Genomic DNA, 14,507 nt, shown 5'->3' with positions numbered 1-14,507 from the left:
TCAGGCCGCGGCCAGGCGGCTCTTCCGGCGGGCGTAGGCCAGGTAGACCACCAGGCCGATCGCGTTCCAGATCAGGAAGTTGCGCATCGTCGTCAGCGGCAGGCTGGTGAACAGCCACAGACAGCCGACGATCGCCAGCACGCCCACCACCGGCCACAGGGGCGTGCGGAACGGCCGCGCCACGTCCGGCTCGCGCCGGCGCAGGATCATCATGCAGGCGGCGGTGGCGATGAAGGCCACCAGGGTGCCGGCGTTGGCCAGGGCGGCGATCTCGCCCAGCGGGAAGGCCCCGGCGATCACCGCCGCCACCATGCCGGTGAAGATGGTGACGAACACCGGCACGCCCCGGCCATTGACCTTGGCGAGGCCGCCCGGGAGCAGGCCGTCCCGAGCCATGGCGAAGAAGATCCGGCTCTGGCCGTACATGAAGGCCATGATCACCGTCGGCAGGGCCACAAAGGCCACCGCAGCCATCATGCCCGCGGCCAGGGGCTGGCCCAGGGTGCGCAGGACGAGGGCCAGGGGCTCCTCGCTCTTGGCCAGCTCGGCGGCCGGCATGGCGCCGAGGGCCGCGCCCGCCACCACCATGTAGATCAGGGTGCACAGCAGCATGGAGCCGACGATGCCGATGGTCAGGTCTCGGCTGGGATTCTTGGCCTCCTCGGCCGCCGTCGAGATGGCGTCGAAGCCGTAGAAGGCGAAGAAGATGATCGCCGCCGCGGCCGCGACGCCCACGCGGGTCCCCTCGGCGTTGGTGGTCGGCAGGAAGCCGTTGGGCATGAAGGGGTGGAAGTTGTCGGCATTGAAGGCAGTGGCCGCCACGGCCACGAACACGGCCAGGGCCAGAAGCTTCAGGATCACCAGCACGAAGTTGACGTTGGCGCTCTCGCGGGTGCCGGCCAGCAGCAGGCCGCTGACGGCCAGGGCGATGAACACCGCCGGCAGGTTCACGAGGCCCCCGGCGTGCGGCCCGGCGATGAGGGCGGCGGGCAGCTCGATCCCGGCCTGGTGCTGCAGGAAGCCCACCGCATAGGCGCTCCAGCCCACCGACACAGCGCTGCACACGACGGTGTATTCGAGGATCAGGCTCCAGCCCACGATCCAGGCCAGGAGTTCCCCCAGCACCGTGTAGGAGTAGGTGTAGGCGCTGCCGGCCGCCGGCATCATGGTGGCCATCTCGGCATAGGCCAGGGCCGCGCAGGCGCAGACCGCGCCGGCCAGGACGAATGACAGGATCACCCCCGGCCCGGCCAGGCCCGCGCCGACCCCGGTGAGCGTCAGGATGCCGGTGCCGACGATGGCGCCGACGCCCAGCGCCACCAGGTGCGGCCAGCTCAGCGTCCGGCGCAGGCCGTCCGCCGTCTCCGAGACCTGCGAGGCCGCGAGCGGCTTGCGGCGTCCAATGAAGCTCATGGTTTCCCCCTCGAACCGAGAAGCGCCACAATTCGCTGATCGGCGAGCGCTGGACAAGCCTTGCCTTGGCTATAGCCTGATCGCGCAATTTCATTGCGGGGGAACGTCGAAATGGGTCGCTTGCTGCCGGCCGTCTGCATGGCCTTCACCCTGATGGTCCAGCCCGTCGCCGCCCAGGAGAGCGCGGGCGAGGCCGCCATCGCCCGGCTGGTCGCCGACTATGAAGCCTGGTGGCTGTCGGAAGACCCGTTCACCGCCGGAAATCTGGGCGACCGGGCCGCGCTCGCCCGGCTGCCCGATGTGACGCCCGCCGCCGACGCCCGGCGCAAAGCGGCGCTGGAAGGCTTCAAGACGCGGCTGGCGGCGATTCCGGACGCCGGCCTATCGGACGAAGCGAGGCTGAACCGCCACCTGCTGCTCTGGACCGTGGACTCCGCCCTTGGGCGGCTGCGCTTCGACGAGGCGCGGATGCCCCTCTCCAGCGACGGCGGCTTCTACGACACCCTGGACTATTTCGCCTCGGTGACGCCCGTGCGCAGCCGCGAGGACGCCCTGGCCTGGATCGCCCGGCTGGAAGCCGCGCCGGTTCATTTCCGGGACAATGTGGAGAACGTGAAGCGGGGCGCCCGGACCGGCTTCACCCAGCCCCGCTCCACCGTCGAGGCCGTGATCGAGGCCCTGAAGACCCGGCAGGCCACGCCGCCAGAGGACGATCCGCTGCTGAAGCCCCTGGCGAAGCTGCCCGACACCGTCCCGGCGGCCGAGCAGACGCAGCTGAGGGCGCGGGCCCGGGCTGCGGCCGCCGCCCTGCGGCCGCTGCGCGCGGCCTTCATCGCCTATCTCGAAACCGACTATCTGCGCGCGGCCCGCCAGGGCCTGGGCGCCCGTAGCCTGCCGGACGGCGAGGCCTACTACCGCTTCGTGGTGCGCGACCACACCACCACCGACCTGACGCCCGACGAGATCCACGACCTGGGCCGGTCCGAGGTGGCCCGCATCCGGGCCGAGATGGAGGTGGCGATGAAGGAGGCTGGCTGGACCGGCGACCTTTCCGGCTTCATCGCCATGCTCCGCAAGGAGCCGCGCTTCTACGCCGCCTCCCGCGAGGCGCTGCTGGAGAAGGCCTCGGAGATCGCCAAGCGGATCGACGATCAGCTGCCCGGCTACTTCGCCACCCTCCCGCGCCTGACCTATGGCGTGCGGCCGGCGCCGAAGGAGATCGAGCAGGGCTATACCACCGGCCGCTATTTCCCCGGCAGCCCCGAGCGCGGCGTCGCCGGCGGCTACCTGGTCAACACCTACGCCCTGGACCAGCGGCCCCTCTACGAACTGCCCGCGCTCACCGCCCACGAGGCCGTCCCGGGCCATCACCTGCAGATCGCCCTCGCCCAGGAACTGCAGGGCGTGCCGGCCTTCCGCCGGGAGGCCGGCTATTCGGCCTTCGTCGAGGGCTGGGGCCTCTATTCCGAGAAGGTGGCCGGTGAGATGGGCATCTACCGGACGCCGTACGAACGGTTCGGCCAGCTTTCCTACGAGATGTGGCGCGCCTGCCGCCTGGTGGCGGACACCGGCATCCACTGGAAGGGCTGGAGCGTGGACGAGGCCAAGGCCTGCTTCCTCGAAAACACCGCCCTTGCGCCCCTGAACATCGAGGTGGAGGTGGCCCGCTACGTCTCGTGGCCGGGCCAGGCTCTGGCCTACAAGGTGGGCGAGCTGACCTATCTGCGCCTGCGCGCGAAGGCCAAGGCGGCGCTTGGCGAGCGGTTCGACATCCGCCGGTTCCACGACGCCGTGCTGCTGGCCGGCCCCCTGCCCATGGGCCTCCTCGAAGCCCGCATCGACGCCTGGATCGCGACCGAGGCGGCGCGTACCTGAACGCCGTTCACAAAATCAGTCTGAACGCTGTTCAGAAATATTCGTGCAACGTCGTTTTGCTGGGTTAGGATAATCAGGCTTATCAGGGACCGGACCGAAACCTCGAAAAATTGGGGATCGGCCTTGGGGAGGAAAATTGATGACGAAGGCACGCATTTCCGTGCTGGGCCTGCTGGCGAGCGCCGGCATGCTTTACGGCTGCGCCACCGATGATCAGGCCGCCAGCGCGCTGACGAATGCGGCGAATGTGGCGACGGTCGAAACCGCCACGGCGGCGACGCCGGCGATCGTCGACAACTTCATGCTGCCGGACGAGACCCTGATGGGTCACGAACTGTATCGGCTGGCCGACGCCAAGGCCGTCGTCATCATCACCCAGGCCAACGGCTGCCCGATCTCCCGCAGCCTCGCGCCCTCCGTGCGCGAGCTGAAGGCCAAGTTCGAAGGCCGCGGCGTCGAGTTCCTGATGCTGAACTCGGCCCTGCAGGACAGCCGCGAGGCGATCCTCAAGGAGGCCACGGAGTACAACTTCGGCATCCCGGTCCTGCTGGATTCCAACCAGCTCGTGGGCGAGCAGCTCGGCGTGACCCGCACGGGCGAGTTCTTCGTCATCGACCCGAAGACCTGGAAGGTGGTCTATCGCGGCCCGCTGGACGACCGCCGCGACTACGGCGTGCAGAAGGCCGTGGCCACCCACAACTGGGCCGCCGACGCCATCGAGGCGACCATCGCCGGCCGTCCGGCGCTCGCCGCTACCAAGGCCTCCCCCGGCTGCCTGATCGACTTCCCCGAGCGGGCCCGCAAGGCCCAGCACGCCCAGATCTCCTACGCCAAGGACGTGGCGCCGATCCTCGAGTCCAAGTGCGTGGGCTGCCACCAACCGGGCTCCATCGGGCCGTTCTCGATGACCAGCTACGAGATGGTGAAGGGCTTCTCGCCGATGATCCGCGAGGTGATCCGGACCGACCGGATGCCGCCGTGGAACGTCACCCATCACGTGGGCAAGTTCGAGGATGACCGCAGCCTGACCAAGGACGAGGTCAAGACCCTGGTCCACTGGATCGAGGCCGGCGCGCCGCGGGGCGATGGTCCTGACCCGCTGGCCAAGGCGCGAGCGCCGGTCTCCGACTGGCCGCTGGGCAAGCCGGACCTGATCCTCGACATCCCCTCCTACACGATCCCGGCCTCGGGCGTGGTCGATTACCAGCGTCCGTGGGTCCCGAACCCGCTCACCGAGGGCAAGTGGATCAAGGCCTCGACCTACAAGATCGGCTCGCGCCAGGGCGTGCACCACTACCTGTCCGGCTATGTGAAGCCGCAGGACCTCCCCAAGCCCGGCGAGCAGGTCAATGAAATGCGCTGGGGCGCGGGCGTGGGCGGCTACGCCGTGGGCGCCGAGTCCACCTTCTGGCCGAAAAACGTGGGCACCTACCTGCCGCCCGGCGGCGGCGTGGCCTTCCAGGCCCACTACACCCCCTTCGGCAAGGAGGAAGTCGAGAAGTCGCAGATCGGCCTCTACTTCTACAAGGACGACGAGCTGCCGAACCTGATGATGCGCAGCGTGGTGGTGATCGACAACACCATCGTCATCCCGCCGGGCGCCGAGCGTCACAAGGAAATCGCCTACGTCGAGTTCCCGAAGGACGCGCTGCTCTACTCGGCCTTCCCGCACGCCCACTACCGCGGCTACGCCTCGGACCTGTGGATCCACTACCCGGACGGCCAGAAGAAGCAGCTGCTGGCCATGCCGCGCTATGACTTCAACTGGCAGCGCGAATACACCTTCGCCGAGCCGATCAAGGTGCCGGCGGGGTCGAAGATCGTCGCCCACTACTGGTACGACAATTCCAAGCGGAACCCGGCCAACCCGGACCCGACCAAGGAAGTCCTCTGGGGCGACCAGTCGTTCGAGGAAATGTTCTTCACCTCCCTGCGCTTCCGCTGGATCGACGAGACGGCGACGAACCAGGTCAACTACGACGAGCTGATGAACCAGACCCGCATGCTGGGCATGCTGGACGACAATCTGGACGGCAGGATCCAGAAGGCCGAGCTGAAGGGGCAGCTCGGCAAGCAGCTCGCAGCCTTCTTCGGCCAGATCGACCGCGACTCCTCGGGGGCGATCGAGAAGGAGGAACTGGCGGCGGTCCAGCAGATGCTGTTCCAGCGCCGGCGCCAGGCGGAACGGCAACAGCAGGGCTCGAGCCCCGGCGGTCGCTGAGCCCCGCCGATCCTAGGGCCGCCCCCTGAACGAGAGGCCCCGCGGGCGACCGCGGGGCCTCTTCCTTTCAGCTCGGTCCGGACGCTCAGTCCGCCCAGATGTCGTGGATGTCGCCCTTGCGGTTCAGCATCCGTACCGCCCGCTTGACCACGGCGATCAGCCGCTCGCGGCGGGCGTCCTGGTCGTAGGTCATGGCGCCGCGGGCCAGGCCCTCCAGCAGAAACCGGCCGAGGTCGCGGCTGGTCTGGAAGCGCGGATCGTCGCCCGCCTGGACCATGGCCCCGAACCGGTCGCCGCCCAGCTGGGCGTGGTCGAAGGCGCTCTGGGCGGTGACCAGCCGCTCCCGCAGCATGGAATCGGTGCGGGCCGCGGCCTCCAGCTCGGCGAAGGCGATGAACGGGATTTCGTGCAGCAGCGCCCAGTAGCTGTCGATGGCGTGTTCGGCGGCGTCGACGCCCGGCGGCGGCGAGGCGGCGGCCTGTTCCAGCAGCCTGGCCCGGTTGAGCTCGATATGGGCGATCGCCGCCTCCACAAGCTCCTCGCGGGTGGCGAAATGATAGAGCATGGCGCCGCGGGTGAGACCGGCGGCGTCGGCGATCACCGCATTGGTCGCGGCGTGATAGCCGATCTCTGCGAAGAGGCGCATCGCCGCTTCGAGGATGCGCGCGCGTGTCCGCTGCGACTTCGGCGTCGCCTTGGCGGGGTAGGTTCGGGCGTCCATCGGACCCAATGTTTTGGCGACCTGGGGAGGGTCTGCTCTCTGCTCCATTCCGTAGCAGGACAAGGGAAAGCTCCGCCAGGAATTCAAGGGGGCGCCCCGCCTCTGGCATGCAATCCGCCCAACGACCAGGCGATGGAAAGCCGCAGAGGACGCGATCCGGCCCCGCGTCGGCCCCTCGCACGTCATACGCCCGCGTTGACTTGCCGCCGCAACTCGTGACAGTGGCGCTGCCATGAGGAGCCCCTCCGCGAGCCAGCGCGACCGCCAGCGGGAGGAGACCCGCGAGCAGATTCTAAGCGCCGTCGGCGCCCAGCTTGAGACCCGCTCGCTGGAAGACCTGAGCTTCGCGGAGATCGCCAAGGCCGCCGGCGTCGGTGAACGCACCGTCTATCGGCACTTCCCCACCAAGGAGGCGCTGCTGGGCGCCTTCTGGGCCTGGATGCAGACCCAGGCCATCGGCGAGGCCGATCGAATCAGGCCCGACCGGTCCGACCGGCGCCTGCGCGAGGCCATCACCGCGCCCCGCGACGCCCAGCGGCCGATGCGCATCCTCCTGGCGACCGACGCCTGGGAGCCGCAGGTCAACGGCGTGGTGCGCACCCTGACCCGGGTGGTCTCCGAACTGAAGGACATGGGCCACACGGTGGAGGTGATCCACCCGGGCCAGTTCAAGACCTTCCCGCTGCCCACCTATTCCGAGATCAAGGTGGCGATCGGGGTCTATGAGCCGGTGCAGGAGCGCTTCAAGGCGTTCGAGCCGGAGGCCATTCATATCGCCACCGAAGGGCCCATTGGCCTGGCCGCCCGGCGCATCTGCGTGGAATGGAAGCTGCCCTTCACCACCAGTTACCACACGCGGTTCCCGGAATATGTCTCGGCCCGCCTGCCGCTGCCCCTGGCCGCCGGCTATGCGTACATGAAGTGGTTCCACAAGCCGTCGGGCCGGCTGATGGTGGCGACGCCCACCATGCGCGACGAGCTGACCCGCCACGGCTTCCGCAACATCTCCGCCTGGTCCCGGGGCGTCGACACCGAGGTCTTCCGCCCGCGCGCCGAGGGCGACCCGGACGTCTTCGAGGGCCTGCCACGGCCGGTCTTCCTCTATGTGGGCCGGGTGGCGGTGGAGAAGAACATCGAGGCCTTCCTCAGCCTCGACCTGCCCGGCAGCAAGGTGGTGGTGGGCCCCGGCCCGCAGCTGGAGGAGCTGAAGGCCAAGTACCCCAAGGCGGTGTTCACGGGCCCGAAGTCCGGCGCCGACCTCGCGGCGGCCTACGCCTGCGCCGACGTCTTCGTCTTCCCCTCGCTCACCGACACCTTCGGCCTGGTGATCCTTGAGGCCATGGCCTCGGGCACGCCGGTGGCCGCCTATCCCGCGCCCGGCCCCATCGACCTGATCCCCGGTTCCGGAGCAGGCGCCCTCGCCGCCTCGGCCACTGAGGGCCTGCGCGACGCCTGCCTTGAGGCCCTGAAGCTCGATCGAGCCCAGGTGCGCCGGTTCGCCGAGGGCTTCTCGTGGCGGGCATGCGCCGAGGACTTCGTGCGCAACCTGCAGCCCTATCCCGAGCCGCAGAAGACCCGCTTCTGGCGCCGGCTGCGGCGCCTGGCCCGGGTGCGGCGGGGACGCGAGTTCGTCTGAGCACGGACGTCCTGCCCGCGGGATGGGGCGGGACGGAACGATCCTGACATCCACAGAAGCGCCGATCCGAACGTCAGTTCGATGGCGCTCATGTGATAGCGGATGTTGGCGCGGTGTGGGCCGGCAGTGTAGAGGGGCCTCGTCCGTACACCGCCCGAGCGGCCGACGCGCCAGGGGACCCGATGCTGAGCTGGTTCAACGCCATCATGCCCAAGGAAGCGGGCTTCTTCGATCTGTTCGAAGCCCACACGCGGACCATCTGCGGCGGGGCGAGGTCGCTGCGCGAACTCCTGGACGGGGGCGACCGGGTGCCTGAGCTGTGCGCCGACATCGCCCGCCACGAGGAGGCCGCCGATGCGGTCACCCACGAGGTGATGTTGGCCGTGCGCCGCACCTTCATCACGCCCTTCGACCGCAGCGACATCCGCAACCTGATCGGCTCGATGGACGATGCGGTCGACCAGATGCACAAGACCGCCAAGGCGGTGATGCTGTTCGAGACCCGCGCCTTCGAGCCGGACATGAGGCGCCTGGGCGACGTCATCGTGCAGACGGCCGAGCTGACCGCCGAAGCCGTGCCGCTGCTGCGGCAGATGAAGGCCAACGCCCAGCGGCTGAACAGCATCACCGAGCAGATCACCCAGCTCGAGGAAACCTCGGACCAGATCTACGACGAGGGCATGCGGGCCCTCTACCGCGGCCCGGCCCGACAGGATCCCATGGCCTTCATCGTCGGCGGCGAGATCTACGACCACCTGGAGAAGGTGGTGGATCGCCTGGAGGACGTGGCCAACCGGATCAGCGGCGTGCTGATCGAACACCTCTAGGGCCGCCGCAGCATGGACATCGGCGGCCTGAGCCTCGTCCTGATCTTCCTGATCGGGGTGGCGCTCTTCTTCGACTTCCTGAACGGCCTGCACGACGCGGCCAATTCGATCGCCACCATCGTCTCCACGCGCGTGCTGCCCGCGCGCTGGGCGGTGATCTGGGCCGCGTTCTTCAACTTCATCGCCTTCCTGTTCTTCGGCCTGCACGTGGCCAACACGGTGGGCAAGGGCATCCTGCAGCCCGACGTGATCTCGGACGCCGTGATCTTCGGGGCCCTGGGCGGAGCGATCTTCTGGAACATCCTCACCTGGTTCCTGGGCATCCCCTCGTCCAGTTCGCACGCCCTGATCGGCGGCCTGATCGGCGCCGGCGTGGCCAAAGCCGGTTTCGACCCGATCGTCTGGTCGGGCGTGTTGAAGACCATCGCCGGCATCGTGGTGTCGCCCGCCCTCGGCTTCGGCCTCGCCCTGATCCTGGTGCTCGCGGCGTCCTGGGCCTTCATCAAGGCGACCCCCGCCTTCGCCGACAGCGCCTTCCGCAAGCTGCAGTTCGTCTCGGCGGCCCTGTTCTCGCTCGGCCACGGCGGCAATGACGCCCAGAAGACCATGGGGATCATCGCGGTCCTGCTCTATTCCCACGGCCACCTGGGCGGGGAATTCCACGTGCCGTTCTGGGTGGTGATCAGCTGTCAGGCGGCCCTGGGCCTGGGCACCCTGTTCGGCGGCTGGCGGATCGTCCACACCATGGGCTCCAAGATCACCCGCCTCTCGCCCCAGCAGGGCTTCTGCGCCGAGACCGGCGGGGCCATCGCCCTGTTCTTCTTCACCAACCTCGGGATCCCGGTCTCGACCACCCATACCATCACCGGCTCCATCGTCGGCGTCGGCGCGGCCCGGCGGATGTCGGCCGTGCGCTGGGGGGTGGCCAAGAACATCGTCTGGGCCTGGATCGTGACGATCCCCATGGCCGGCCTGACCGGGGCCCTGTTCTACGGCCTGGCCCGATTGGCCGATCGCGCGTTTGGATAGGATGAGCAAGCCGCCCCAGCGCCTACGACCCGAGCCCGACCGGGAGCCCAAGACCCAGTATGCGGCCCTGCCGTGGCGGCGGACGGCGGACGGCCTCGAGGTGCTGCTGATCACCTCGCGCGAGACCCGCAGGTGGGTGATCCCCAAGGGCTGGCCGATCAAGGGGCTGACGCCCGCCGCCTCGGCCGCCCAGGAAGCCTTCGAGGAGGCCGGCGTGGGCGGCCCCACCTCGTCCAAGGCGGTCGGCCTCTATCACTACAACAAGCGCCTGCGCAGCGGCCGGACCCAGCACGTGCGGGTGTTCGTCTATGACCTCGAGGTCACCGAGCTGCGGGACGAATGGCCCGAGCAGCACCAGCGCGAGCGCCGCTGGATGCGCCCAGCCGAAGCCGCCGAGGCGGTGGACGAGCGGGAGCTGAAGCAGCTCCTGCTCGCCTTCGATCCCTGAGGGCGGCTCCCTAGAGCAGCCGGCTCCGCATGGCCTGCGACAGCAGGTCGATGAGCGACACGGCCACGATGATCACGATCACGATCGCCGACAGCTGGTGGTAGGCGAAGCCGTTGATGCTGTCGAACAGCAGCCGGCCGATGCCGCCCGCCCCAATCAGGCCCAGGACGGTGGCCGAGCGCGAGTTGGATTCAAAGCGATACAGCGCGTAGCTGGTCCACAGCGGCGCCACCTGCGGGATCACACCCCAGACGATCTCATGCAGCTTGCCGGCGCCGGTGGCGCGCACGCCTTCCACGGGCCCCTTGTCGATGGACTCCACGGCCTCGGAAAACAGCTTCGCCAGCACCGCGCCGGTATTGATGGCCAGCGCCATCACCCCCGCGAACGGGCCCAGGCCCACCGCCACCAGGAACAGGGTGCCCAGCACCAGGTCCGGGATCGAGCGCAGGAAGTTCATCAGGAGCCGCATGGGCTGCTGCAGCCACACCGGCGAGATGTTGCGCGAGCAGGCAAGGCCGAAGGGCACGGCCACGATCACCGCCAGGAACGTGCCCCACAGGGCGATCTGGATCGTCAGCCACATCTGGGCGACGTAGGTCCGCCATTCCGTGAAGTCTGGCCGCAGGAGGTCCGCGCCATAGAGGCGCATGTTCTCGGAGTTGGTGAAGAGGCGGGTGAAGTTGCTCACCTCCACCGGCTTGAAGCTGATGAGCAGCAGGATGATCACCGCGCCCCAGACCAGCAGGTCGGGCCCGCGCTGAGCCAGGCTGCGGGTCGGCGGCGGCGGGACCGCGGTGGCGGAGGCTGAGGTCATCTTACGGCGCCGGGGCGGTGGCGCGCCGCTGGGCGGCGGCGGCGGTGATCTTGTCGAACTCGGCCTGGGCCTTGGCGATGCGGGCCTGGTCGCCCGAGCGGCGCGCCTCGGCCAGCTTCTCGGCGGCTTCCATCTCGCGCACCGGGTCGAGGTAGGAATTGTCGGCGGCCCGGAAGCCGCCGTAGGCGAGGCCTTCCAGCACCTTACGCTGCCTGGCCCCGACCTCGTCGTCGCCGGTGCCGTAGGTGAGGAAGAACTGGCGGATCTTCTCCTTCAGCGCCGGATCGAGGTCCTTGCGCACCACGATGGAGCTTTCCGGAAGCGGCGGCGATTGCCAGATCACCTCGATGCGGTCGGCGATCTCGGGCTTCTGCCGGCGGTTGAACAGCAGGCCGACGGTGTTGTTGGTGGCCACGTCCAGCACGCCGGTGCCCACCGACAGGACATTGGCCTCATGGCTGGCCGAGCGGACCGCCTTGAAGCACTTGGCCGGATCGATGCCGCGCGGGGTGAAGAGATAGGCCATGGGCGCCAGGGTGCCCGAGGTGGACTGGGCGTCGCCGATGCCGAAGTTCAGGGTGCGGTCGCATTGCAGCACCTTGTCCAGGGTGATGCCGCTGCCCTTGCGGACGATCAGGACCGACTTGTAGGTGGCCTCGCCGCCCGCATCGACGACCCGGCCCAGGACCTCGCCATTGGCCCGCTCGGTGGCGCGCAGGGCCGGAGCGGCCGAAAACCAGCCCATCTGCACCTGGTTGAAGCGCATCGCCTCGACCATGGCCGTGTAGTTGGAGATGAAGAACGGCTTCACCGGCACGCCGATCTGGGCTGACATCTCATCCAGCAGCGGCTGCCACAGGGGCGCCATGGAGGCTTGGCCCTCGGCCGGCAGGATGGCGAAGGTCAGCTCGTTCGGCGTGCCGCCGGTGATCTGCGAGGGGCCCTTGTTGTCGCCGCACCCGGCGAGGCCGAGCGTGGCGGCGGCGATGAGAGCTGCGCCGATCAGGTGGCGGCGGATCATTGGGGCGCTCCTTCCCAGAAGACGTCCTCGAATTCGGGGCCGTAGATTTCGACGAGGCGCGGCCGGTCGAGGCCGCTGGGCGGGCCGTCATAGACGACCTTGCCCGACTTCAGGGCGACGACCCGATCGCAATAGCGCAGGGCGTAGTCGACCTGGTGAAGGGTGACGATGACCGTCAGGCCATCATTGTCATTGAGCTCGCGCAGGATCTCCATGACCCGGCGCGCCGAGACCGGGTCGAGCGAGGCCACAGGCTCGTCGGCCAGGATGATCTTCGCCTTCTGGACCAGAGCCCGCGCGATGGCGCCGCGCTGCTGCTGGCCGCCGGACAGGGTATTGGCCCGCTGGGCGGCGTACTCGGCCAGGCCGAAGCGATGCAGAGCGGCCATGGCCGACTGCTTGGTCTCTTCCGGCCACAGGCCGAGCAGGCCCTGGAGGGCGCCGATGCGGCCGAGCGAGCCCAGGGCCACATTGGCGAAGAGCGTCAAACGCCCGACCAGGTTGAACTGCTGGAAGATCATGCCGATGCGGGTGCGGACCTTGCGCACGCCCGCGGCGACCCGCCCGTTCTCCTGCACCGGCGCGCCGAAGGCGGTGATCGTCCCGCCGGCGTCGATGGTCTGCAGGGCGCTGATCGAGCGCAACAGGGTGGACTTGCCGGAGCCCGACGGCCCGATGAGGGCGATCATCTCACCCTTGCGAACATCCAGGGAGACCCCGTCGAGCGCTCGGCGCTGACCGAAGGTCTTGGAGGCGTTCCGTATCGACAGAACGGCGGCTTCGGTCATCGAATAGTAGCGCTTTCCCCGTGGCGTCGACTGCCGGCGACACGGAGCATGCCGTCCCCGCCGCCTGCCAGGGCTTCATGGCATGTCGGCGCATGGCCGGTCCAGCGGGCAACGTGCGCGCCAGCGCCGCAGGGACGCCCCCGGGCGCGAAAATCAGGCGATTCTACGCGCGCCTGCGCCCGCCTGTACTAGCCCCGACCGTGCGCGCCCCCGAATATATAACAACGATCTCAGTAGTGACAGGACGTCGCAGGCCCTAAGCCCTTTACACGCCGGCCAGATACCCCTATTTGCGCGGCTTCCGGCGGACCCGAAGTCCTAAAAAGCGCTGCTAACGCCGGTCTGGGTTCAACAATCCGTTGGGGGTTGCGTGAGGTGCATACGTACCATACGCCCCTGGACCTGGTCCGCGAGCGGTCCCCGGAGCGTCCTGTCGCCCTTGCGCGACCGGATGCGGTGGCCGTAGCGGCGCGCTGGTTCCAGGACAATTTTCGAGGCGACGTTTTCTACGCTGTGAAGGCGAACCCTTCGCCGTGGGTCATCGAGACCCTGGTGAAGAGCGGCGTGAATTCGTTCGACGTGGCGTCGGTCCCCGAGATCGAACTGGTGTCGCGGCATGCGCCCGGCGCCCGGATGGCGTTCATGCATCCGGTGAAGAGCCGCAGGGCCATCGCCCAGGCCTACTTCGACCACGGCGTGAAGACCTTCGCCCTCGACACCCATGAGGAGTTGCAGAAGATCCTCGACGCCACCGGCGGGGCCGACGACCTGTCGCTGATCGTCCGCCTGGGCGTGTCGGCGGAGGGCGCGTCCTATTCGCTGGCCGGCAAGTTCGGCGTCGATACGTGGGAGGCTCCCTCGCTGCTGCTGGCCGCCCGCCGGGCGACGCAGGACCGCATGGGCGTCTCGTTCCACGTGGGCAGCCAGTGCATGCGTCCCACCGCCTATCAGGCGGCCATGGCCCAGGCGAACCGCGCCATCGTGCGCGCCGGCGTCATGGTGGACGTGGTGGACGTGGGCGGCGGCTTCCCATCGGTCTATCCGGGCATGATGCCGCCGGACATGGCGGACTATGCGGACTCCATCCACCGCGGCTTCGCCGAGATGAGCGTGCACGACGACACCGAACTGTGGGCCGAACCGGGCCGCGGGCTGGTGGCCGAGGCGACCTCGCTGCTGACCAAGGTCGAGCTGCGCAAGGGCGACGCCCTCTATCTCAACGACGGCAGCTACGGCTCGCTGTTCGACGCCGCGCACATGAAGTGGCCCTTCCCGGTGAAGCTGTACCGGGGCGAGGGCGAGACGGCGCACGAGGTGGAAGGCCCGCTGAAGCCCTACCGCTTCTACGGCCCGACCTGCGATTCCATCGACCACATGCCCGGGCCGTTCTGGCTGCCCGAGGACGTCCGCGAGGGCGACTATGTGGAGATCGGCATGCTGGGCGCCTACGGGATCGCCATGAGCACCCGCTTCAACGGCTTCGGCGACGCCGAGACCGTCGCGGTGGCGGATGCGCCCATGGCCTCCATGTTCGGCCTGGCCGGCCGCTCGATCCGCCTGCCGCGCGAGCGGCACGAGGAAGAGCGCAAGGTCGTCCGCCTGTCGCGGCCGAAGGGCGCCGCCGGCAAGCGGGGCCGCAAGCGGTAAAACGGCCACAATCCACGTGTTAAAAAGGCGCGGCCGGTCGCTCCGTCCCGGCCGCGCTTTCCAT

General features: G+C 68.8%; 12 protein-coding genes and 1 pseudogene. 8 read left to right on the top strand and 5 right to left on the bottom strand.

Annotated elements, in window-relative coordinates; genetic code table 11:
• Entirely contained in the window at positions 1 to 1,413 is a 1,413-nt protein-coding gene (locus BO64_RS04500; RefSeq protein ID WP_496402078.1) for an amino acid permease, read from the bottom strand.
• Between the two features lie 111 nt (positions 1,414 to 1,524).
• Between BO64_RS04500 and BO64_RS04495 the strand changes: the two genes are divergently transcribed.
• Positions 1,525 to 3,288, top strand: a complete 1,764-nt coding sequence (locus BO64_RS04495; protein ID WP_496402077.1) for a DUF885 domain-containing protein — start codon at positions 1,525 to 1,527, stop codon at positions 3,286 to 3,288.
• A 139-nt stretch (positions 3,289 to 3,427) separates the two neighbouring features.
• Positions 3,428 to 5,509: a redoxin family protein gene (locus BO64_RS04490; protein WP_496402076.1), complete on the top strand. Its 2,082-nt coding sequence runs from the start codon at positions 3,428 to 3,430 to the stop codon at positions 5,507 to 5,509.
• Positions 5,510 to 5,594: 85 nt separating this feature from the next.
• On the opposite strand, the gene BO64_RS04485 is transcribed toward BO64_RS04490, so the two are convergent.
• Entirely contained in the window at positions 5,595 to 6,230 is a 636-nt protein-coding gene (locus tag BO64_RS04485) for a TetR/AcrR family transcriptional regulator (protein WP_496402075.1), read from the bottom strand.
• A gap of 232 nt (positions 6,231 to 6,462) precedes the next feature.
• Here BO64_RS04485 and BO64_RS04480 point away from each other — a divergent pair.
• The 5 genes and pseudogenes from BO64_RS04480 to BO64_RS04460 all read left to right on the top strand — a co-directional run.
• A pseudogene (locus tag BO64_RS04480) lies at positions 6,463 to 6,645 on the top strand (TetR/AcrR family transcriptional regulator); the annotation flags it as partial.
• Between the two features lie 126 nt (positions 6,646 to 6,771).
• Positions 6,772 to 7,866, top strand: a complete 1,095-nt coding sequence (locus BO64_RS04475) for a glycosyltransferase family 4 protein (RefSeq protein WP_496402452.1) — start codon at positions 6,772 to 6,774, stop codon at positions 7,864 to 7,866.
• 182 nt (positions 7,867 to 8,048) lie between these two features.
• The gene (locus tag BO64_RS04470) at positions 8,049 to 8,693 is read left to right on the top strand and encodes a DUF47 domain-containing protein (RefSeq protein ID WP_496402074.1); all 645 of its coding nucleotides are present in this window, start codon (positions 8,049 to 8,051) and stop codon (positions 8,691 to 8,693) included.
• A 12-nt stretch (positions 8,694 to 8,705) separates the two neighbouring features.
• Positions 8,706 to 9,722, top strand: a complete 1,017-nt coding sequence (locus BO64_RS04465; RefSeq protein WP_496402073.1) for an inorganic phosphate transporter — start codon at positions 8,706 to 8,708, stop codon at positions 9,720 to 9,722.
• A gap of 1 nt (position 9,723) precedes the next feature.
• Positions 9,724 to 10,170: an NUDIX hydrolase gene (locus tag BO64_RS04460; protein WP_496402072.1), complete on the top strand. Its 447-nt coding sequence runs from the start codon at positions 9,724 to 9,726 to the stop codon at positions 10,168 to 10,170.
• A 10-nt stretch (positions 10,171 to 10,180) separates the two neighbouring features.
• Here the strand turns inward: BO64_RS04460 and phnE are convergent, their stop codons facing one another.
• From phnE to phnC, 3 genes are read right to left on the bottom strand one after another with little or no spacing between them, the layout of a single operon-like run.
• Positions 10,181 to 10,987: a phosphonate ABC transporter, permease protein PhnE gene (gene phnE / locus BO64_RS04455; protein ID WP_496402071.1), complete on the bottom strand. Its 807-nt coding sequence runs from the start codon at positions 10,985 to 10,987 to the stop codon at positions 10,181 to 10,183.
• 1 nt (position 10,988) lies between these two features.
• The gene (gene phnD, locus BO64_RS04450) at positions 10,989 to 12,008 is read right to left on the bottom strand and encodes a phosphate/phosphite/phosphonate ABC transporter substrate-binding protein (RefSeq protein WP_496402070.1); all 1,020 of its coding nucleotides are present in this window, start codon (positions 12,006 to 12,008) and stop codon (positions 10,989 to 10,991) included.
• Complete coding sequence (gene phnC / locus BO64_RS04445; RefSeq protein ID WP_496402069.1) at positions 12,005 to 12,796, bottom strand: phosphonate ABC transporter ATP-binding protein; 792 nt, start codon at positions 12,794 to 12,796, stop codon at positions 12,005 to 12,007. The genes phnD and phnC overlap by 4 nt, the downstream gene beginning before the upstream one ends.
• Positions 12,797 to 13,171: 375 nt before the next feature.
• Between phnC and BO64_RS04440 the strand changes: the two genes are divergently transcribed.
• Positions 13,172 to 14,443 (top strand): type III PLP-dependent enzyme, encoded by a 1,272-nt coding sequence (locus BO64_RS04440; RefSeq protein WP_496402068.1) that lies wholly within the window; start codon positions 13,172 to 13,174, stop codon positions 14,441 to 14,443.
• The last annotated feature ends 64 nt before the right edge of the window (positions 14,444 to 14,507 follow it).

Source organism: Phenylobacterium composti DSM 19425 (assembly GCF_059568645.1).
This window is presented reverse-complemented; position numbering and strand designations above follow the sequence as displayed.